19 protein-coding genes are annotated in these 21,337 nt (G+C 61.1%); 10 read left to right on the plus strand and 9 right to left on the minus strand.

Annotated features, from left to right (window positions below):
* Window positions 1-4: 4 nt before the first annotated feature.
* The 6 genes from prpD to AC4PS6_RS22115 all read right to left on the minus strand — a co-directional run bounded on the left by prpD (window position 5) and on the right by AC4PS6_RS22115 (window position 8,401).
* Window positions 5-1,489, minus strand: coding sequence for a 2-methylcitrate dehydratase (prpD, locus tag AC4PS6_RS22090; protein WP_336826929.1), 1,485 nt, complete (start codon window positions 1,487-1,489; stop codon window positions 5-7).
* A gap of 158 nt (window positions 1,490-1,647) precedes the next feature.
* Window positions 1,648-2,838, minus strand: a complete 1,191-nt coding sequence (prpF, locus tag AC4PS6_RS22095) for a 2-methylaconitate cis-trans isomerase PrpF (protein WP_019820556.1) — start codon at window positions 2,836-2,838, stop codon at window positions 1,648-1,650.
* An 11-nt stretch (window positions 2,839-2,849) separates the two neighbouring features.
* The gene (gene acnD / locus AC4PS6_RS22100; RefSeq protein WP_336826928.1) at window positions 2,850-5,444 is read right to left on the minus strand and encodes a Fe/S-dependent 2-methylisocitrate dehydratase AcnD; all 2,595 of its coding nucleotides are present in this window, start codon (window positions 5,442-5,444) and stop codon (window positions 2,850-2,852) included.
* Window positions 5,445-5,627: 183 nt separating this feature from the next.
* Entirely contained in the window at window positions 5,628-6,755 is a 1,128-nt protein-coding gene (gene prpC, locus AC4PS6_RS22105; RefSeq protein ID WP_014719499.1) for a bifunctional 2-methylcitrate synthase/citrate synthase, read from the minus strand.
* Window positions 6,756-6,797: 42 nt separating this feature from the next.
* Entirely contained in the window at window positions 6,798-7,691 is an 894-nt protein-coding gene (gene prpB / locus AC4PS6_RS22110; RefSeq protein WP_003193320.1) for a methylisocitrate lyase, read from the minus strand.
* Window positions 7,688-8,401: a GntR family transcriptional regulator gene (locus AC4PS6_RS22115; protein ID WP_014719500.1), complete on the minus strand. Its 714-nt coding sequence runs from the start codon at window positions 8,399-8,401 to the stop codon at window positions 7,688-7,690. The genes prpB and AC4PS6_RS22115 overlap by 4 nt, the downstream gene beginning before the upstream one ends.
* Before the next feature lie 270 nt (window positions 8,402-8,671).
* On the opposite strand from AC4PS6_RS22115, the gene rloA reads away from it, so the two are divergent.
* From rloA to AC4PS6_RS22145, 6 genes are all read left to right on the plus strand, one after another.
* Entirely contained in the window at window positions 8,672-9,196 is a 525-nt protein-coding gene (gene rloA, locus AC4PS6_RS22120; protein WP_014719501.1) for a retropepsin-like aspartic peptidase RloA, read from the plus strand.
* Window positions 9,197-9,214: 18 nt separating this feature from the next.
* Window positions 9,215-10,747 carry an osmotic stress tolerance membrane protein RloB gene (gene rloB / locus AC4PS6_RS22125; RefSeq protein ID WP_014719502.1) on the plus strand — a complete coding sequence of 511 codons (1,533 nt, stop codon included), beginning with the start codon at window positions 9,215-9,217 and terminating at the stop codon, window positions 10,745-10,747.
* Window positions 10,747-11,733 (plus strand): alpha-L-glutamate ligase-like protein, encoded by a 987-nt coding sequence (locus AC4PS6_RS22130; RefSeq protein WP_003193326.1) that lies wholly within the window; start codon window positions 10,747-10,749, stop codon window positions 11,731-11,733. Before rloB ends, AC4PS6_RS22130 begins: the two co-directional genes overlap by 1 nt.
* A 187-nt stretch (window positions 11,734-11,920) precedes the next feature.
* Complete coding sequence (gene pabB, locus AC4PS6_RS22135) at window positions 11,921-13,264, plus strand: aminodeoxychorismate synthase component I (protein ID WP_020302620.1); 1,344 nt, start codon at window positions 11,921-11,923, stop codon at window positions 13,262-13,264.
* A gap of 226 nt (window positions 13,265-13,490) precedes the next feature.
* Window positions 13,491-13,793: a type II toxin-antitoxin system HigB family toxin gene (locus AC4PS6_RS22140; RefSeq protein WP_032903090.1), complete on the plus strand. Its 303-nt coding sequence runs from the start codon at window positions 13,491-13,493 to the stop codon at window positions 13,791-13,793.
* The gene (locus AC4PS6_RS22145) at window positions 13,793-14,149 is read left to right on the plus strand and encodes a helix-turn-helix domain-containing protein (protein ID WP_014719504.1); all 357 of its coding nucleotides are present in this window, start codon (window positions 13,793-13,795) and stop codon (window positions 14,147-14,149) included. The genes AC4PS6_RS22140 and AC4PS6_RS22145 overlap by 1 nt, the downstream gene beginning before the upstream one ends.
* A 127-nt stretch (window positions 14,150-14,276) precedes the next feature.
* On the opposite strand, the gene thrH is transcribed toward AC4PS6_RS22145, so the two are convergent.
* Complete coding sequence (gene thrH / locus AC4PS6_RS22150; RefSeq protein WP_014719505.1) at window positions 14,277-14,894, minus strand: bifunctional phosphoserine phosphatase/homoserine phosphotransferase ThrH; 618 nt, start codon at window positions 14,892-14,894, stop codon at window positions 14,277-14,279.
* Window positions 14,895-15,045: 151 nt separating this feature from the next.
* On the opposite strand from thrH, the gene AC4PS6_RS22155 reads away from it, so the two are divergent.
* From AC4PS6_RS22155 to AC4PS6_RS22165, 3 genes are all read left to right on the plus strand, one after another.
* Entirely contained in the window at window positions 15,046-15,780 is a 735-nt protein-coding gene (locus tag AC4PS6_RS22155) for a phosphoadenylyl-sulfate reductase (RefSeq protein WP_014719506.1), read from the plus strand.
* A 417-nt stretch (window positions 15,781-16,197) separates the two neighbouring features.
* A complete protein-coding gene (locus tag AC4PS6_RS22160) occupies window positions 16,198-17,727 on the plus strand; it encodes an NCS1 family nucleobase:cation symporter-1 (RefSeq protein ID WP_019820568.1) in 1,530 nt (509 codons plus the stop codon).
* 13 nt (window positions 17,728-17,740) lie between these two features.
* Window positions 17,741-18,469 carry an aspartate/glutamate racemase family protein gene (locus tag AC4PS6_RS22165; protein ID WP_019820570.1) on the plus strand — a complete coding sequence of 243 codons (729 nt, stop codon included), beginning with the start codon at window positions 17,741-17,743 and terminating at the stop codon, window positions 18,467-18,469.
* A 105-nt stretch (window positions 18,470-18,574) separates the two neighbouring features.
* Here the strand turns inward: AC4PS6_RS22165 and AC4PS6_RS22170 are convergent, their stop codons facing one another.
* Window positions 18,575-19,498, minus strand: a complete 924-nt coding sequence (locus AC4PS6_RS22170) for a LysR family transcriptional regulator (protein ID WP_336826927.1) — start codon at window positions 19,496-19,498, stop codon at window positions 18,575-18,577.
* Between the two features lie 107 nt (window positions 19,499-19,605).
* Between AC4PS6_RS22170 and AC4PS6_RS22175 the strand changes: the two genes are divergently transcribed.
* A complete protein-coding gene (locus AC4PS6_RS22175) occupies window positions 19,606-20,352 on the plus strand; it encodes a 3-oxoacyl-ACP reductase family protein (protein WP_019820573.1) in 747 nt (248 codons plus the stop codon).
* A gap of 127 nt (window positions 20,353-20,479) precedes the next feature.
* Here AC4PS6_RS22175 and AC4PS6_RS22180 read toward each other — a convergent pair whose 3' ends face one another.
* The gene (locus AC4PS6_RS22180; RefSeq protein ID WP_019820575.1) at window positions 20,480-21,166 is read right to left on the minus strand and encodes an HAD-IA family hydrolase; all 687 of its coding nucleotides are present in this window, start codon (window positions 21,164-21,166) and stop codon (window positions 20,480-20,482) included.
* Window positions 21,167-21,337 lie beyond the last annotated feature (171 nt).

Consider the following 21,337-nt stretch of genomic DNA (forward strand, 5'->3'; position numbering starts at 1 on the left):
TTTTTCAGATCGTGAGCAGGTCCATGAAACGGTTGACTGGCGTCGCCTCAAGCCGTGCCTGATCCTTGCACAACGCAAAGATTTCGGCGCTGCGTTGCGCAGTGAACCGCGTGGCCAGGTTGGCCTTGAACTTGTCTTCCAGCAGTGGAATGCCGTCCACCCGACGGCGGCGATGGCCAATCGGGTACTCCACCACCACCTGCTCGGTGCAGGTGCCATCCGTGAAAAACACCTGCACCGCGTTGGCAATGGAGCGCTTGTCGGCCTCCAGGTATTCGCGGCTGTAGCGCGGGTCTTCGACGATGACCATCTTGTCGCGCAGCTGATCAATGATCGGGTGGGCCGCGTGGAAATCATCTTCATACTGCTCGGCCACCAGGTTGCCGAACGCCAACGGCACGGCGGTCATGTATTGCAGGCAGTGGTCGCGATCAGCGGCGTTGGCCAATGGGCCGACCTTGGAAATAATGCGAATCGCCGACTCGTGAGTCGTGATCACGATGCGGTCGATTTCATGCAGGCGATGCTTGACCAGCGGGTGCAGGGCGACTGCCGCTTCACAGGCAGTTTGCGCGTGAAACTCGGCCGGGAAGCTGATCTTGAACAGCACGTTCTCCATCACGTAGGTGCCGTAGGGTTGGGGCAGGCTGAACGCGCGCTTATCCTCGGGCTTGAGCGCCAAGTCCTTGTTGGTGTGGCTGAACAGCACGTCGTAGAAGCCCCACTGCGGCGCACTCAATACACCGGGGATGCCCATTTCGCCACGCGAGGCGATGTCTGCCAGGCGTACGCCGCGGCTCGATGCATCGCCTGCGGCCCAGGATTTGCGCGAGCCGGCATTCGGTGCATGGCGATAGGTGCGCAGCGCCTGGCCATCGACAAAAGCGTGTGACAACGCCGATAGCAGTTGCTCGCGGTTGGCGCCCATCAGCTTGGCGGTGACCGCCGTGGTAGCGACTTTCACCAGCAACACATGGTCGAGGCCTACCCGGTTGAAGGAGTTTTCCAAGGCAATCACACCTTGGATTTCGTGGGCCATGATCATCGCTTCCAGCACTGCACGCATGGTCAACGGCGCGTCGCCATTGGCCAGGCGCTTTTGCGACAGGTGATCGGCCACGGCGAGGATGCCGCCCAGGTTGTCCGAAGGGTGGCCCCATTCAGCAGCGAGCCAGGTGTCGTTGTAGTCGAGCCAGCGCACGATGCAACCGATATCCCAGGCGGCCTTGACCGGGTCCAGGCGGAACGAAGTGCCCGGCACCCGTGCGCCAAACGGCACCACGGTACCCTCTACCATCGGCCCCAGGTGCTTGGTGCACTCGGGGAAGCGCAGGGCCAGCAGGCCACAGCCGAGGGTGTCCATCAGGCAGTTGCGGGCGGTATCCAGGGCGTCCTGGGAGTCGATGCGGTAGTTGAGGACGTAGTCGGCGATGTCCTGCAACACCGGGTCGTAGTCGGGACGGTTGTTCTGGTCGACGTTGGCGCTCATGGCGGTTCTCCTAAAAGTTGGGGTTGTTCCTCGAGGTCAAGGTTGATGTTGATCGTTCCCACGCTCCGCGTGGGAATGCATCCCGTGACGCTCTGCGTCACAGCAGGACGCTCTGCGTCCCAGGCGGCGTTCCCACGCGGAGCGTGGGAACGATCAAGCTAGAAAGCGTCGCCGGGGATGCGCACATAGCCTTCCATTAACACCCGCGCACTGCGGCTCATGATGGCTTTTTTCACCACCCATTCACCGTTCACCTGGCTGGCCTCGGCCCCCACGCGCAAGGTGCCGGACGGATGCCCGAAGCGCACGGCATTGCGCTCTACGCCGCCCGCCGCCAGGTTGACCAAGGTGCCGGAAATCGCCGCGGCGGTGCCAATCGCCACCGCCGCGGTGCCCATCATCGCGTGGTGCAGTTTGCCCATCGACAAGGCGCGCACCAGCAGGTCCACATCGCCGGCCTTGATCGCCTTGCCGCTGGAGGCCACGTAATCGGCAGGTTTGGCGACGAACGCCACCTTGGGCGTGTGCTGGCGCTGGGCGGCTTCGTCCAGGTGTTTGATCAGGCCCATGCGCAACGCGCCATACGCCCGCACGGTCTCGAACATCGCCAGGGCCTTGGGGTCGCTGTTGATCGCGCCTTGCAGCTCGGTTCCGGTGTAGCCCAAGTCCTGGGCATTGATGAAAATCGTCGGGATACCGGCGTTGATCAACGTGGCCTTGAAGGTACCGACGCCGGGTACCTCCAGGTCGTCGACGAGGTTGCCAGTGGGGAACATCGAGCCACCACCGCCCTCTTCTTCCGCCGCGGGGTCCATGAATTCCAACTGCACTTCGGCAGCCGGGAAGGTCACGCCGTCCAGTTCAAAGTCGCCGGTTTCCTGCACCGCGCCGTCAGTGATTGGCACGTGGGCGATGATGGTCTTGCCGATATTGGCCTGCCACACCCGCACCACGGCCACGCCGTTATGGGGTACGCGGGCCGCATCGACCAGGCCGGCACTGATGGCGAACGAACCCACCGCCGCCGACAGGTTGCCGCAGTTGCCGCTCCAATCGACAAATGGCTTGTCGATGGAGACCTGGCCGAACAGGTAATCCACGTCGTGATCGGCGCGGCTGCTTTTGGCCAGGATCACGGTCTTGCTGGTGCTCGAGGTGGCCCCCCCCATGCCGTCGATCTGCTTGTCATAGGGGTCGGGGCTGCCAATCACCCGCAGCAACAAGGCGTCGCGTGCAGGGCCCGGCACCTGCGCCGCGGCGGGCAGGTCCTGGAGGCTGAAGAACACGCCCTTGCTGGTGCCGCCACGCATGTAGGTGGCGGGGATTTTGATTTGCGCTACGTGTGCCATGGTTATCCTCTTCAGGCGGTCGCCTTTGATTCCAGGAAGTCCTGGGCGAAACGTTGCAACACGCCACCGGCTTCGTAGATCGACACTTCTTCGGCGGTGTCCAGGCGGCAGGTCACTGGCACCTCGACACGTTCGCCATTCTTGCGGTTGATCACCAGGGTCAGTTGCGCACGCGGGGTGCGCTCGCCGACCACGTCATAGGTTTCACTGCCGTCGATTTGCAGGGTGTGGCGGTCGGTGCCTGGCAGGAACTCCAGGGGCAACACGCCCATGCCCACCAGGTTGGTGCGGTGGATGCGCTCGAAGCCTTCGGCGGCAATCGCTTCCACACCGGCCAGGCGTACGCCCTTGGCCGCCCAGTCGCGGGACGAGCCCTGGCCATAGTCGGCGCCCGCGATGATGATCAGCGGCTGTTTGCGTTCCATGTAGGTTTCAATCGCTTCCCACATCCGCGTGATCTTGCCTTCCGGCTCGATACGCGCAAGAGAGCCCTGCTTGACCTTGCCGTTTTCCTGCACCATTTCGTTGAACAGTTTCGGGTTGGCGAAGGTGGCGCGCTGCGCCGTCAAATGGTCACCCCTGTGTGTCGCGTAGGAGTTGAAGTCGACTTCCGGCAAGCCCATTTTCGCCAGGTATTCACCGGCGGCGCTGTCCGGCATGATCGCGTTGGACGGCGACAGGTGGTCGGTGGTGATGTTGTCCGGCAGCACCGCCAGCGGGCGCATGCCTTTGAGCGGCCGTGCGCCGGCCAGCGCGCCTTCCCAATATGGCGGGCGGCGGATATAGGTGCTTTGTGGGCGCCAGTCGTACAGCGGCGTGACCTTGGGCCCGGTGTCTTCGTGGATGGCGAACATCGGGATATACACCGCACGGAATTGCTCGGGTTTCACCGAAGCCTTGACCACCGCGTCGATCTCTTCATCGCTCGGCCAGATGTCTTGCAGGCGGATTTCCTTGCCGTCGGCATCCAGGCCGAGCACGTCCTTTTCGATGTCGAAACGGATGGTACCGGCAATCGCATAGGCCACCACCAGCGGCGGCGACGCCAGGAACGCTTGCTTGGCGTAAGGGTGAATGCGCCCGTCAAAGTTGCGGTTACCCGACAACACTGCGGTGGCGTACAGGTCGCGGTCGATGATCTCTTGCTGGATCACCGGGTCGAGCGCGCCGGACATGCCGTTGCAGGTGGTGCAGGCAAAGGCCACCACGCCAAAGCCGAGTTTTTCCAGTTCATGGCCCAGTCCGGCTTCTTCCAGGTACATGGCCACGGTTTTCGAGCCCGGCGCCAGGGACGACTTGACCCACGGCTTGCGGGTCAGCCCAAGCTTGTTGGCGTTGCGTGCCAACAGGCCGGCGGCGATCACGTTGCGCGGGTTGCTGGTGTTGGTGCAACTGGTGATGGCGGCGATGATCACTGCGCCGTCGGGCATTTGCCCCGGCACGTCATCCCATTGGCCGGCAATGCCTTTTGACGCCAGGTCGCGGGTGGCCAGGCGGGCATGAGGGTTGCTCGGGCCGGCCATGTTGCGCACGACGCTGGAGAGGTCGAAGCTCAGGCTGCGCTCGTACTGCGCGCCTTTCAGGTCGTCCGCCCACAGGCCAGTGTGGCGTGCATATTGCTCGACCAGGGCGACTTGTTCGTCTTCGCGACCGGTGAGTTTGAGGTAGGCAATGGTTTGCGCGTCGATGTAGAACATCGCGGCGGTGGCGCCGTACTCCGGGGCCATGTTGGAGATGGTGGCACGGTCACCCAAAGTGAGTGCCGACGCCCCTTCGCCGAAGAACTCCAGCCAGGCGCCGACCACCTTTTGCTGGCGCAGGAATTCGGTGAGTGCCAGCACCATATCGGTGGCGGTGATGCCCGGTTGCAGCTTGCCGGTCAATTCCACGCCAACGCTTTCCGGCAGGCGCATCCACGACGCGCGGCCGAGCATCACGCTCTCGGCTTCCAGACCACCGACGCCGATGGCGATCACACCCAGGGCGTCTACGTGAGGCGTATGGCTGTCGGTGCCGACACAGGTATCCGGGAAGGCCACACCGTCACGCACTTGAATCACCGGGGACATTTTCTCCAGATTGATCTGGTGCATGATGCCGTTGCCCGGCGGGATCACATCGACGTTCTTGAAGGCCTTTTTGGTCCACTCGATAAAGTGGAAGCGGTCTTCGTTGCGACGGTCTTCAATGGCGCGGTTTTTTTCGAAGGCTTGCGGGTCAAAGCCACCGGCCTCGACGGCCAGGGAGTGGTCGACGATCAGTTGGGTGGGCACCACCGGGTTGACCTGCGCCGGGTCGCCGCCTTGCTGGGCGATGGCATCGCGCAGGCCGGCGAGGTCGACAAGAGCGGTCTGGCCGAGGATGTCATGGCACACCACGCGGGCCGGGAACCACGGGAAGTCGAGGTCGCGCTTGCGCTCGATCAGTTGGCTCAGGGACGCGTCGAGGGTGGCCGGGTCGCAACGGCGCACCAGGTTCTCGGCGAGCACGCGCGAGGTGTAGGGCAGCGTGGCGTAGGCGCCGGGGGTGATTGCCTCAACAGCCGCACGGGCGTCGAAGAAATCCAGGCGGCTGCCGGGGAGCGGTTTGCGAAATTCAGTGTTCATCGTCAGGACTCGGTCACGGTAAGTTCGAAAGGTGAACTGTCGACACTGGCTTTGTTTCCTGTGGGCGCTGGCTTGCCTGCGATGGCATCACTGTGGTGTGACAGGTACACCGAGGTGATGCCATCGCAGGCAAGCCAGCTCCCACAAAAAAGCATATGAGCCAGCGGGCACAGCCCATCCCATTCAGCGACGTTCGATTGGCACGAACTTGCGCTGCTCAACGCCGGTGTACTCGGCGCTTGGACGGATGATGCGGTTGTTGGCGCGCTGCTCGAACACGTGCGCAGCCCAGCCAGTCAGGCGCGAGCATACGAAAATCGGCGTGAACAGCTTGGTCGGGATGCCCATGAAGTGGTACGCCGAGGCATGGTAGAAATCGGCGTTAGGAAACAGCTTCTTCTGTTCCCACATGGTCTTGTCGATGGCTTCGGAGACCGGGAACAACACGGTGTCGCCCACTTCGTCAGCGAGCTTTTTCGACCAGCCCTTGATCACTTCATTGCGCGGATCGCTGTCTTTATAGATCGCGTGGCCAAAGCCCATGATCTTGTCTTTGCGCGCCAACATGCCAAGGGTGCCTTCAACCGCTTCCTGGGCCGAGGAGAAACGTTCGATCATTTCCATCGCCGCTTCGTTGGCACCGCCGTGCAGCGGGCCGCGCAGGGAGCCGATGGCAGCGGTGACGCAGGAATACAGGTCGGACAATGTCGATGCACACACCCGTGCGGTGAAGGTCGAAGCGTTGAATTCGTGTTCAGCGTAGAGGATCAGCGACACGTTCATCACTTTGACGTGCAGCTCGCTCGGTTTCTTGCCATGCAGCAGGTGCAGGAAGTGGCCACCGATGCTCGGCTCGTCGGTCACGCAGTCGATGCGCTGGCCGTCGTGGCTGAAGCGATACCAGTAGCACATGATCGCCGGGAACGCGGCGAGCAGGCGGTCGGTGACATCGCGCTGCACGCTGAAATCTTTCTCCGGCTCGATATTGCCCAGGAACGAGCACCCGGTGCGCATCACGTCCATCGGATGGGCGTCGGCGGGGATGCGTTCGAGCACTTCTTTCAGGGCCTGGGGCAAGTCACGCAGTTTGCTCAGCTTGTTGCTGTAAGCGGCCAGTTCGGCCTGGGTTGGCAATTCACCGTACAGCAGCAGGTAGGCGACTTCTTCAAACTGGGCGTCGGCGGCCAGTTCGCGTACGTCGTAGCCACGGTAGGTCAGGCCGGCGCCGGCCTGGCCCACGGTGGACAGTGCCGTCTGCCCGGCGACCTGGCCACGCAGGCCAGCACCACTCAATACTTTTGCTTCAGCCATGTTCGTTCTCCAATTTTGTAGTTGTTCAGGGAACCACAGGGTTTATTTTTTCGCGGCGAACAGCGCGTCGAGCTTCTGCTCGAAGGTGTGGTAGTCGATGCGATCGTAAAGCTCCATGCGCGTTTGCATGGTGTCGATCACATTCTGCTGGGTACCGTCGCGACGAATCGCGGTGTAGACATTCTCGGCGGCCTTGTTCATGGCACGAAAAGCCGAGAGCGGGTACAGCACAATGGAAACATCCGCAGATTTCAACTGTTCGGTGGTGTACAGCGGTGTGGCGCCGAACTCGGTGATGTTCGCCAGGATCGGCGCCTTCACGCGGGAGGCGAACAGCTTGTACATCTCCAGTTCAGTGATGGCTTCCGGGAACACCATGTCGGCACCGGCCTCGATGCACGCGGCGGCACGCTCCAGCGCGGACTCCAGGCCCTCGACCGCCAGGGCGTCGGTGCGCGCCATGATCACGAAGCTGTCATCGGTGCGCGCATCCACGGCGGCCTTGATGCGGTCGACCATTTCCTGCTGGGACACGATTTCTTTGTTGGGGCGATGACCGCAGCGCTTGGCGCCCACCTGGTCTTCGATATGGATGGCGGCGGCGCCGAACTTGATCATCGACTTGACGGTACGTGCCACGTTGAACGCCGAGGAGCCGAAACCGGTGTCCACGTCCACCAGCAGCGGCAGGTCGCACACGTCGGTAATGCGGCGCACGTCGGTGAGCACGTCATCCAGGCCGGTGATGCCCAAGTCCGGCACGCCCAGGGAGCCGGCGGCTACACCGCCACCTGACAGGTAAATCGCCTTGAAGCCGGCGCGCTTGGCCAAGAGCGCATGGTTGGCATTGATGGCGCCCACCACTTGCAAGGGCTGTTCGCTGGCGACGGCGTCACGGAAACGCTGGCCGGGAGTGCTGTTGTTGTTGGAACTCATGACTCACCTCGTGATGAAGGCGCACCGTCCGGGAAGTGACGGGCAATGTTGCGTTTGGAGGCGCCGATATGCCGGCGCATCAACAGTTCGGCCAGTTCACCGTCGCGATCGGCAATCGCGTCGAGAATGCGGTGATGCTCGGCAAAGGCCTGGCGTGGACGATTGGGGGTGGCGGAGAACTGGATGCGGTACATGCGCACCAGTTGATACAGCTCGCCGCAGAGCATTTGGGTGAGGGTGCGGTTACCGGCACCTTGAATGATGCGGTAGTGAAAATCGAAGTCGCCTTCCTGCTGGTAATAGCCGACACCGGCCTGGAACGCCGCATCCCGTTCGTGGGTGTGCAACACCTGGCGCAGCTCCTCGATCTCTGCGTCAGTCATACGCTCGGCGGCCAGGCGACAGGCCATGCCCTCTAAGGACTCGCGAATCTCATACAGTTCGACCAGCTCGGCGTGACTCAAAGACACCACGCGTGCGCCGACATGAGGCACCCGCACCAGCAGGCGCTGGCCTTCCAGGCGATGGATCGCTTCGCGCAGCGGGCCGCGACTGATGCCGTAGGTGCGCGCCAGCTCCGGCTCGGAAATCTTGCTACCGGGGGCGATTTCGCCTTTGACGATGGCGGCCTGGATACGCCGGAAGACGTTCTCTGACATGGTCTGGGAATCGTCTGGTGCCACCGATGGTTTTTCCAGTTGCTCCAGCATATTGTCGACACCTTTAAAATCAATGCCGTAAAAACTAGCCAATAAGCCTCTCATAGTCAAAGAATAAATACACATTGTCGACAATCGTCTAATAACCCCATCAATCGCCCGCCCAGGCATGGCCGCCTGCCAGCGCTGGCGCCAAAAAAGCATCATGTTAGAATGCCCGCCGCTTTTGCCTGACATCAGATGATGAAAGGGCGCACCCGAGATTGCGCAGCAATGCCAGTCCCCATGAAATGAACAGTGCACTGCCCTGCCTCAGGATTTATGAGACTCAAGCCTTACCTACTAGTGATGTGCCTGCTGTGCATACCGAGCCTTGGCGCTGGCGCCGAGAAGACCGTGTACGGCCTGAATGAATACGCCAAGCTTGCGGGTATCGACCTGGAAGTGGCGGCCAAACTCGACACCGGCGCCAAGACCGCCTCGTTGAGTGCCCGCGATATCAAGCGCTTCAAGCGTAATGGCGAATCCTGGGTACGCTTCTACCTGGCCATCGACACCGCCCATTCCCACCCCATCGAACTGCCCCTGGCGCGTGTCAGCAAAATCAAGCGCCGCGCCGGCGACTACGACCCCGATGAGGACAAGAACTACACCGCCCGCCCAGTGATTGCGCTGGATATTTGCATGGGCAGTGCTTTACGCAGCATCGAAGTGAACTTGACTGACCGCAGCGCATTCCAATACCCGCTGCTGATTGGCTCCGAAGCCTTGAAACGCTTTGATGCGCTGGTCGACCCCAGTCTTAAATATGCAGCAGGCAAACCCGCCTGCGCCGCCGACGCTTAATACCGCCGAGTAAACCGAATGCGCTCTCTGACCCTGCACCTGAAAATCCTGATCACCTTGCTGGTGGTGCTGGGCATTTCGGTCACCGCCTATCAGATCTTCGTGCTGGGAATTCCCGTCACCGAAGATGCCACCGACGACTTGTGGAACATCGACGCCAAGGTCGAGTTCGTCGCCAACCCGAAAGACCCGGTCAAGATCCAGATGTTCGTGCCGCCCTTGAGCCGCGACTTCGTCAGCCTCAATGAGAGCTTTATCTCGAACAACTACGGGGTGAGCGTCAACCGCATCGACGGCAACCGCAAGGTCACCTGGTCGGCGCGCCGGGCCAAGGGCAACCAGACCCTCTATTACCGCCTGGTGCTGACCAAGCGCTACAGCGGCGAAAAGATCAAGATCAAAGGCCCGACCTTCCGCGACAGCATCGCCGTGGAAGGCCCGGAAAAGATCGCCGCCGAAGCCTTGCTGGCGCCGATTCGCCAGCACTCGGCCGACGTCGAAACCTTTATCAGTGAAGCCATCAAGCGCACCAACAACCTCAACGACGACAATGTGAAGTTGCTGCTGGCCGGCGACCCCTCGACGCCGCACAAAGCCAAGATCGTCGAACTGCTGCTGTCCATCGCCCACGTGCCGGTAGAGAAAGTCCACACCATCCGCCTGGTGGCCGACCAGCCGCAAACCCCGGAACTGTGGCTGCGCAGTTTCAACGGCAACGACTGGCTGTACTTCAACCCGGAAACTGGCGAACAGGGCCTGCCCGCCGACCGCCTGCTATGGTGGACCGGCGATGAAAACCTGATCACCGTCGATGGCGGCAAGAAAGCCATGGTGACCTTCAGCCTGAACAACAGCGAGATGAATGCCATCCGCCTGGCCAAGCTGACGGACGAAAACACCGACGCCAACTTCCTCGAATACTCACTGTACGGCCTGCCGCTGCAAACCCAGCAGACCTTCATGATCATGGTGATGATCCCGATTGGCGTGCTGGTGATTCTGATCCTGCGCAACCTGATCGGCCTGCAAACCCTGGGTACCTTCACACCGGTGCTGATCGCCCTGGCGTTCCGCGAGACGCAACTGGGCTTCGGGATTGTGCTGTTCACAATTATCACAGCACTGGGGTTATCACTCAGGTCCTACCTGGAACACTTGAAACTGCAGATGTTGCCGAGGCTGTCGGTGGTGCTGACCTTTGTGGTGGTGCTGATTGCCGCCATCAGCCTGTTCAGCCACAAGCTGGGGCTGGAACGCGGCTTGTCGGTGGCGCTGTTCCCGATGGTGATCCTGACCATGACCATCGAACGCCTGTCGATTACCTGGGAGGAGCGTGGCGCCAACCATGCGCTGAAAGTGGCGATTGGCACGCTGTTCGCTGCGTCCCTGGCGCACCTGATCATGAGCGTGCCGGAGTTGGTCTACTTCGTGTTCACCTTCCCGGCGATCCTGTTGATCCTGGTGGGCTTCATGCTGGCCATGGGTCGCTACCGCGGCTATCGCCTCACCGAGCTGGTGCGTTTCAAGGCGTTCCTGAAGGCTGACTCTTGATGTTCGGCTTCTGGAAGACCTGGAAGGCCCTGGAAGCGCGGGGGATCATGGGCATTAACCGGCGTAATGCCGACTACGTGCTCAAGTACAACAAGCGCAGCCTGTACCCGATAGTGGATGACAAGATCATTACCAAGGAACGGGCGCTGGCCGCCGGTATCCATGTACCGGAAATGTACGGGGTGATCTCCACCGAAAAGGAAATCGACAAGCTCGACGAGATCATCGGTGGGCGCAGCGACTTCGTGATCAAGCCCGCCCAGGGCGCCGGTGGCGACGGCATCCTGGTGGTTGCAGACCGTTTTGAAGGGCGCTATCGCACGGTGTCCGGCAAGATCATCAGCCATGAAGAGATCGAGCACCAGATTTCCAGCATCCTCACCGGCCTGTACTCCCTCGGCGGCCACCGCGACCGCGCGTTGATCGAGTACCGCGTGGTGCCCGACCAGATCTTCAAGAGCATCAGCTATGAAGGCGTGCCGGACATCCGCATCATCGTGCTGATGGGCTACCCGGTGATGGCGATGCTGCGCTTGCCCACCCGCCAGTCCGGCGGCAAGGCCAACCTGCACCAGGGCGCGATCGGCGTGGGTGTAGACCTGGCCACCGGCCTGACCCTGCGCGGCACCTGGCTGAACAACATCATCACCAAGCACCCCGACACCACCAACGCGGTGGATGGCGTGCAACTGCCCAACTGGGACGGTTTCATGAAACTCGCAGCCGGCTGCTATGAGCTGTGCGGGCTGGGTTATATCGGCGTGGACATGGTGCTGGACCAGGAAAAAGGCCCGCTGATCCTTGAGCTGAACGCACGGCCAGGGCTGAACATCCAGATTGCCAACGACTGCGGCTTGACCTTGCGCACCCATGCGGTGGAGGCGCGGCTGGAAGAACTCAAGGCGGCCGGGGTGACAGAAACCCCAGAAGAACGGGTGAAGTTCGTGCAGGAGATGTTCGGGCATATTCCGCCGGTTGAAGGTTAAGCAGCGCATCGCAGGCAAGCCCGGGCTCGCTAGGTGGGAGCTGGCTTGCCTGCGATAGCTTTCTGACAAGCCATCCATCCCCCAGGCTATGCCCTCTATCGAGCTATCACCGACATCCCCCCCTAGGAGCAAGTCCTACAGAGGACTACAATCCCCTCCCCCACGCCACTGGCTGATTCACCCTCGCATGTCGACCTGTTCCGTTTACCCCTTACCCTACCGGGCCAACCCCGCCGAGTACTTTGCGGCTATTCGCCATGCGCCTGGCGCGGTGCTGCTCGACAGCGGCCGCCCGGCTGCCGAGCGGGGGCGCTATGACCTGCTCAGCGCCTGGCCTGAAGCAACCTTGACGGTTGGGCCGGATGAAAGCGGCGGCGATTTCCTGCAACGCTTGCGAGAGAACCTGGCGCAGTTGGGTGAGGCCGCCCTGCCTGCTGGGGTTGAATTGCCCTTTGCCGGCGGTTTGATCGGTTACTTGAGCTATGACTTCGGCCGGCACCTGGAACAGGTTGCACGCCTGGCCGTGGACGACCTGCACCTGCCGGATGCGCGCCTGGGGTTGTATGCCTGGGCGCTGGTCAGCGATCACCAGGCGCGCACCAGCCAGCTGGTGTTTCACCCGGTGCTGGCCGATAGCGAGCGGCAACGGCTGATCGCTCTGTTCAGTCATGCAACGGGCAGCGCGCCCACCGCCTTCAAGCTTCAGGGCCCCATGGCGCCGGACCTCAGCCTGGAGGCATATCAGCAGGCCATCCTGCGTATTCAGGATTACATTCAGGCCGGCGACTGCTACCAGGTCAACTTTACCCAACGCTTTCGCGCACCTTGTAGCGGCGACCCGTGGGCGGCCTACTGCGCCCTGCGCGAGGCCTGCCCGACACCGTTTTCCGGGTTCCAGAGCCTGCCGGATGACGGCGCGGTGCTGAGCCTGTCGCCGGAACGCTTTGTGCGCATCAGCGAACGCCAGGTCGAGACTCGCCCGATCAAGGGCACCCGCCCTCGCGGCCTGACGCCAGAAGAGGATGCCGCCAACGCCGCCGAACTGCTGGCCAGCCCCAAGGACCGCGCAGAAAACCTGATGATCGTCGACCTGCTGCGCAACGACCTTGGCCGCAGCTGCCGCATCGGCTCGGTGAACGTGCCGGAATTGTTCAGCCTGGAAAGCTACCCCAACGTGCACCACCTGGTAAGCAGCGTCACTGGCATATTGGCCGACGACAAAGACGCCCTCGACCTGATCGCCGGCAGCTTCCCCGGCGGCTCCATCACCGGCGCGCCGAAGATTCGCGCCATGCAGATCATCGACGAGCTTGAACCCAACCGTCGCGGGTTCTATTGCGGCTCGCTGATGTACCTGGACGTGCGCGGCGAGATGGACAGTTCCATCGCGATTCGCAGCTTGCTGGTCAAGGATGGGCAGGTGTGTTGCTGGGGTGGCGGCGGGATTGTGGCGGATTCGCAGTGGCAGGCGGAGTATCAGGAGTCGCTGACGAAGGTGCGGGTGTTGTTACAAACGTTGGAAAACCTGTAGGGCACAGCCCCTGCCTAGCGTTCGAGTAGAACGCCATGCGATAGAAAAAGCCTGAATCAGAACCGCTGTGGACGGAATAGACGCTTGCAGATAGCGTCCGGATCGACCGTCCACCGCCACCTGTGAAGGATCACATGAAGCGACTGCCTCCTCGTCTGGAAATATTTCCGAGATTGCCTAACCGCGCAATCGCACCTATGATCTCCCAAAACGGGAGGTTGAAGCGATGCGGATAATCGCTCTCTCTACCCTACGAATATTCTGGGAAAGCCATTCAGCTTATAGCGACGCCAGAACACCGCTGGTCGAGTGGTATCGGCACATGGAAAAGGCCAATTATCCAACACCGCAAGCACTCAAGGCCGAGCTCAGAACAGCGAGCATTCTTAAGGGCGGCAGGGTCGTGTTCAACGTCGGCGGCAACAAGTATCGAGTGATCATGGCCATCGACTACCAGCGACAACTAGGGTTTATACGGTTCGTGGGGACCCACGCTCAGTACGACCAGATCAACGCGGAGACTGCGTGATGAACATCAAACCTATTCACTCCCAGGAAGACCTGACTGCGGCACTCGTACGAGTCGAGCAGATATGGGGAGCACTACCCGGCTCGCCTGAAGGTGATGAGCTGGAAATCCTGGCAATCCTCATCGAGAAGTACGAAGCCGAGCATTACCCCATGCCCCCTTCGGATCCGGTAGAAGCTATCAAGTTTCGCATGGAGCAATTGGGCATGACCGCCCGCGATCTGGAGCCGTTTATCGGCACCAGTGGGCGGGTGTCAGAGGTGCTGAACCACAAGCGCAAGCTGAGCCTGGCGATGATCAAACGCCTGCATGAAGGCTTGCGTATTCCTTATGAGCGCTTGCTGGCCGAGGGTTAGGCGGTGACGGAGCCGATGCCGTCGCGGGCAACCCCGGCTCCCTCAGTTGACCGCGTCGTTTGACGTTACAGGGTCGAAGGTGGGAGCTGGCTTGCCTGCGATGGGGCAATCAGCCGCGCCGCATAACTTACAGGCTCAACTGCCGATTCGACGCCTTGATAAACTCTTTTTTCAAGTCTTCAAACGTATGCACCGCCGGGAACTGCGGGAATTCGCGAATCACATTGTCCGGCGCATGGAACAGAATCCCACGGTCAGCTTCACCCAGCATGCTGGTGTCATTGTAGGAATCACCGGCAGCGATCACGCGGTAGTAGAGGGTCTTGAATGCCAGCACTGATTGGCGCTTGGGGTCTTTCTGGCGCAGTTGGTAGCTGACCACCCGGTCGTTTTCATCGGTGATCAAGCGGTGGCAAAGCAAGGTCGGGAACCCCAGCTGACGCATCAGCGGCTGGGAGAACTCGTAGAAGGTGTCGGACAGGATCACCACCTGAAAGCGCTCGCGCAGCCAGTTGACGAACTCGATCGCGCCGTCCAGCGGCTTGAGTGTGGCGATCACGGCCTGGATATCGGCCAACTTGAGCCCATGCTCGTCGAGGATACGCAGGCGCTGTTGCATCAGCACGTCGTAGTCGGGGATGTCACGGGTGGTGGCCCGCAGGGACTCAATGCCGGTTTTCTCGGCAAAGGCGATCCAGATTTCCGGAACCAGTACCCCTTCCAGGTCAAGGCAGGCAATTTCCACACGACACTCCTATTAGATGTTGTTAGTTGAGCGAGCAAAAGGACTGCCGAACTCTAGCGACTCAAGCCAGCCGCCGCAACGCGGGACAGTTTTTGATACCATCGCCCTCCTAGAGAGCGCTCAGCGCCACTGACCTGTAGGAACCGTCCTGATGAACCAAGCCTTCGACGTCGTTGAACTCGCCACGACTTATGCCAACAAGTCTGCCCAGGACATTCTCAAGCTGGCGTTCAGCCAGTTCGGCGATGACCTGTGGATTTCCTTCAGCGGTGCCGAGGATGTGGTGCTGGTGGACATGGCCTGGAAGCTGAACAAGAACGTCAAGGTGTTCAGCCTCGACACCGGCCGCCTGCATCCGGAGACCTACCGGTTTATCGAGCAGGTGCGTGAGTTCTACAAGATCGACATCGAGCTGATCTCGCCAGACCCGAGCAAGCTGGAGCCCTTCGTCAAAGAGAAAGGCCTGTTCAGCTTCTATAAGGACGGCCATGGCGAATGCTGCGGCATCCGCAAGATCGAACCGCTGCGCCGCAAACTCGCAGGTGTCAGCGCCTGGGCCACCGGCCAGCGCCGCGACCAGAGCCCCGGCACTCGCAGCCAGGTGGCGGCGCTGGAAATCGACACGGCGTTCTCCACGCCGGAACGCACCCTGTACAAGTTCAACCCGCTGGCGCAGATGACCAGCGAAGAGGTGTGGGGCTACATCCGCATGCTGGAGCTGCCGTACAACAGCCTGCATGAGCGCGGCTTCATCAGCATCGGCTGCGAGCCCTGCACCCGGCCGGTACTGCCCCGCCAGCATGAGCGCGAAGGCCGCTGGTGGTGGGAAGAAGCCACGCAGAAGGAATGCGGGCTGCATGCGGGGAATATCATCAGCAAGGCTTGAGCCTCTCATGCCACCGCCTCTGTAGGAGCGAACTTGCTCGCTCCTACAGAAAGCGAGATTTCCTTTCGGCCGGGTAAATCTTGTACACAACCTTGTAACCATAAGTGCCATTTTTGTGTGCAACTTAATATACAACGCACCAAAACGTAACATCTCTCTGCGCCAATGGCGCCGTCTATAAATAGCCCTCCAATTAACAAAAAAATAAATACCTGTTCAAACGGTCAACTTATAGTGTCCGTAATTCAGTGAGTTATTCTCAACCTATATAAAAACGAAATTAGCCAAGATTTTCATATATCGAGAATTGGCACGCATATGGCTTAGGCAGAAGTGCGCTTTGTATACAATCAATACAAAACCTACATACACTTTGCCATCCGCCGCTTTGCTGCAGATGCGCTGGAGCCTGCCGGAATGCGTACAAGTCTCTCGAACACCCTCGCACTGGATCTGCCCTCCTCCCCGTTAAACCCTGCGGCCGCCGGCCCCGGTCCGCTGGTACTCAGCCCGCGCCTGCACAACAAGGACCTGGCGCCCACCAAGGTCGAAGGCCGACGCTGGGGGCGCTATAGCATCTTCGCGTTGTGGACCAATGACGTGCACAACATCGCCAACTACTCATTCGCCATCGGCCTCTATGCATTAGGCCTGGGCGGCTGGCAAATATTGCTGTCCCTGGGGATCGGCGCGGCGCTGGTGTACTTCTTTATGAACTTGTCGGGCTACATGGGGCAGAAGACCGGTGTGCCGTTTCCGGTTATCAGCCGTATCAGCTTCGGCATTCATGGGGCGCAGATTCCGGCGTTGATTCGGGCGGTAATTGCGATTGCCTGGTTTGGGATCCAGACCTACCTGGCCTCGGTAGTTTTTCGCGTGCTGCTGACCGCCATTCATCCAGGCTTTGCCGATTATGACCACGACTCGATTCTGGGGCTGTCGACCCTGGGTTGGGCGTGCTTTGTGGCGATCTGGCTGGTGCAGTTGGTGATCCTCGCCTATGGCATGGAAATGGTACGTCGCTATGAAGGCTTCGCCGGGCCGGTGATTCTGCTGACCGTGGCCGCACTGGCCGGCTGGATGTACTTCCAGGCGAACGGGCAAATTGCCTGGTCGATCCGCGAGCCCCTGAGTGGCGGCGAGATGTGGCGCAATATCTTTGCCGGCGGCGCGCTGTGGCTGGCCATCTACGGCACCTTGATCCTCAACTTCTGCGACTTCGCCCGTTCCTCACCCTGCCGCAGGACTATCCAGGTCGGCAACTTCTGGGGCCTGCCGGTGAATATCCTGGTGTTCGCCGCCATCACCGTGCTGCTGTGCGGCGGGCAGTTCCAGCTCAATGGCCGCGTGATCGAAAGCCCGACCGAAATCATCGCGGCGATCCCCAACACCTTCTTTCTCGTGCTCGGCTGCCTGGCCTTCCTGATCGTCACCGTGGCGGTGAACATCATGGCCAACTTCGTCGCCCCGGCCTTTGTATTAAGCAACCTGGCGCCCAAGTACCTGAACTTTCGCCGCGCCGGACTGATCAGCGCCTTCGTTGCCGTGCTGATCCTGCCGTGGAACCTCTATAACAGCCCACTGGTGATCGTGTATTTCCTCTCTGGCCTCGGCGCGCTGCTGGGGCCGTTGTACGGGGTGATCATGGTCGATTACTGGCTGATCCGTAAAAGCCAGGTGGATGTGCCGCAGCTGTACAGCGAAGACCCCCAAGGCATTTATTACTACAGCCGGGGGGTGAATATGCGTGCGGTGGCGGCGTTCATTCCGGCGGCGGTGATCGCCATCCTGCTGGCGCTGTTGCCGGGGTTTGCCAGCGTCTCGCCGTTTTCCTGGTTGTTTGGCGCCGGCATTGCAGGGTTGCTGTACCTGCTGATTGCCAAGCGTCAACCGCACTACGCCGATGTCAGCGGCGAAAGCATTGCCGTCGATAACGTCAGTCATTAAACAAGGACTTTCCATGCGTATCCTCGTGGTCAACGTCAACACCACCGAATCCATCACCGACACCATTGCCCAGCAAGCACGGGCCGTGGCTTCACCGGGCACCGAGATTGTCGGGCTCACCCCGTACTTCGGCGCAGAATCGGTGGAAGGCAATTTTGAAAGCTATCTGGCAGCCATCGCCGTGATGGATCGGGTAATGGCCTACGACCAGCCCTTTGATGCGGTGATCCAGGCCGGCTATGGCGAACATGGCCGTGAAGGCCTGCAGGAACTGCTCAATGTGCCGGTGGTGGATATCACCGAAGCGGCGGCCAGCACCGCGATGTTCCTGGGGCACGCCTACTCGGTGGTGACCACCCTGGACCGCACTGTGCCGCTGATTGAAGACCGGCTGAAACTCGCCGGCCTCTACCAGCGCTGTGCTTCGGTGCGCGCCAGCGGCATGGCGGTGCTGGAACTGGAAGAAGACCCGCTGGGCGCCACGGAGGCCATCGTGCGCCAGGCCGAACTGGCCATCCGCGACGACAAGGCCGAGGTGATCTGCCTGGGCTGCGGCGGCATGGCCGGGCTGGATGAGCAGATCCGCCAGCGCACCGGGGTGCCAGTGGTGGACGGAGTGACGGCGGCGGTGATGGTGGCCGAGTCGTTGGTGCGGTTGGGGTTGTCGACCTCGAAGGTCAGGACGTATGCCGCGCCGCGGCCGAAGAAAGTCATTGGATGGCCGGGCAAGTTCGGGCGGTAGACCGATGCGCCTGCATCGCGGGCAAGCCCGGCTCCCACAGTGATCGCAATCCAATGTGGGAGCCGGGCTTGCCCGCGATGGCCACGACTCGAGGTAAGGCCCTGCTCAGATAGCACTGAACCGTTGAGCCAGTTTCTGCTCGGCGAACTGCTCAATGATGAAATCCACAAACGCCCGCGTCTTGCCCGGCAACAATTTATGCTCGGCGTAGTAGATGGAAATATTGCCGTCGTCCACATACCAATCGGGTAACACTCGCACCAACGCACCGCTGACCAGGAACGGCACGGCCATTGGCATGCTCACCAGCGCGATGCCAAGGCCCTGGGCACTGGCGCAGCAGGCGGCTTCGGAGTCGCTCATGGTCATGGCTGGCTTCAGTACCAGTGGGCTGTGCTCGCGCTCACGGTGGGTCAGTTGCCATGAACGCACCCGGCCAGTCTGCGGCGAGCGAATCAAGATGCCGAGGCAGTGCGACAGGTCGTCGGGCGCCCGCACCGGCAAGCGTCGCGCCAGGTAATCCGGCGACGCCACCAGCACCCGGTGCGCCGGGGTCAACTTGCGCGCCACCACGCCTTGGGGCAGCTCAAACCCGCCGCCAATGGCCGCATCGAAGCCTTGCCCGATCAGGTCGACCTGGCGGTTATCGAAATGCCAGTCCGGGCTGATATCCGGACAGCGCTGCATGAATTCGCCCAACAACGGCACCACATACCGATTGCCGAACACTGGCCCCATGCTGACCTTGAGCGTGCCCACCGGCCGCCCTTCGGCACTGGCCAGGTTGGCGACCGCATTCTGGATGGTGGTGAGGCTGCCGCTGACTTCCGCCAGGAACACCTTGCCGGCTTCGGTCAGCGCCAGACGCCGAGTGCTGCGCTGGAACAGCCGCACACCGAGGCGCGCCTCCAACTTGGCGACGCTTTTACCCACCGCTGCGGGAGTGAGGCTCAGGTGCCGTGCAGCCTCGGCAAAGCTGCCACCCTCGGCGCTGCGCACAAAGCATTCGATACTGCCAAAGCTTTCCATATCGCTCCACTCTAAACTTTTGGTTTACACAGACTATAGCAACCACGGGCTACCGAGCAGCGCGGGCGAGGTCGATACTCGCTCCATCAACTACCTCGGAGATCGACATGACCACACACAACCTCACCGGCAAAGTCGCCTTGATTCAAGGCGGTTCCCGCGGCATTGGCGCCGCCATCGTCAAGCGCCTCGCCGCCCAAGGGGCAGCGGTTGCCTTTACCTACGTCAGCTCGGCCGCCAAGGCTGAAACACTGCAGAACGAGGTGATCGGCGCAGGGGGTCAGGCTCTGGCGATTCACGCCGACAGCGCCGATGCCACGGCGATTCGCGCGGCGGTCAACGCCACGGTCGAGGCGTTTGGACGCCTGGATATCCTGGTGAATAACGCTGGCGTGCTGGCCATCGCGCCGCTGGACGAATTCAAGCTGGAAGACTTCGACCAGACCTTGGCGATCAATGTGCGCAGCGTGTTTATCGCCACCCAGGAAGCCGCCAAGCACATGGGCGAAGGTGGCCGCGTGATCAATATCGGCAGCACCAACGCCGAACGCATGCCCTTTGGCGGTGGCGGGCCCTACGCCATGAGCAAGGCGGCGCTGGTGGGGTTGACCAAGGGATTGGCGCGGGACCTGGGGCCACGGGGCATCACCATCAACAACGTGCAGCCTGGGCCGGTGGACACCGATATGAACCCGGCGAACAGTGATTTTGCCGACAGCCTGATCGGGTTGATGGCGGTAGGACGGTATGGGCATGTGGAGGAGATTGCCAGTTTTGTGGCCTATCTGGCCGGGCCGGAGGCCGGCTATATCACGGGCGCCAGCCTGACCATCGACGGTGGTTTCAGCGCCTGATTTTGCAAAACCGCACACCAAATGTGGGAGCGGGCTTGCCCGCGAAGGCGGTGTGTCAGTGCGACATCTGTCACTGCACTACCGCTTTCGCAGGCAAGCCAGCGCCCACATTTTTGACCGCGCGGGGTCAGGCCATGGGAGGCAAGCCGTAGGCGGCCAAATCAAAGTCGGCGAGCTTGCGAATAATCTGGTCAGCATGCTGGTACTTGCTGTCAGCCATCGCCTCATCGGGCACCGCAATAGCGGTCATGTGCGCAGCCTTCGCCGCCGTCACGCCGAACGGCGAGTCTTCGAACACCAGGCAATCCTCAGGCGCTACACCCAACCGGCGCGCGGCGGTGAGGAAGATATCCGGCGCGGGCTTGGCAGCGCCTACTTCCGGGTCGTCAGCGGTGACGATGGTGTCGAACAGGCCAAACCATTCACGGTGCAGGGTGGTCTTGTGGCCAAACGAGTTACGCGATGAACTGGTGCCCACCGCAATCGGAATATTGTGCGCCTTCAAGTGCCGCACCAACGCCTCGGCACCGGGCATACCCAAGGCCTTGGGAAAGCGCTCGCTCATCAGCGGTTCGCGTATTTCCAGAAACTCGGCGGGCGTGATCGGCAGGTCCAGGGCCTTGACCACGTAATCGGCCAAATCCTGGGCACCCCGCCCGATGATGTGCTGCTTGATGCCCCAGTCGTAGGTACGACCATAGCGTTCGGCAATGATCTGCGTGACTTCGGTGTAGATGCCTTCGGTATCCAGCAACAACCCGTCCATATCGAAAATCACGGCTTTGATCGGGACAGCGGTACGCGGTGCATTCATCACAACACAACCTTGGGGCGAGGACTAAAAGGATTCAGCACAATAACGGCCCTCGTTGCCTGCAAGCAACCTTCGTGGGCCTTCCGTTGATTCATACCACGCAACAGTTTTACCCGTCGGCGCTGACGGCGGCCGTCTAGGGTTTGAGAGGAAAACGTCATGACCCGTTGA

This window comes from Pseudomonas sp. DW-iso17, from assembly GCF_058725345.1.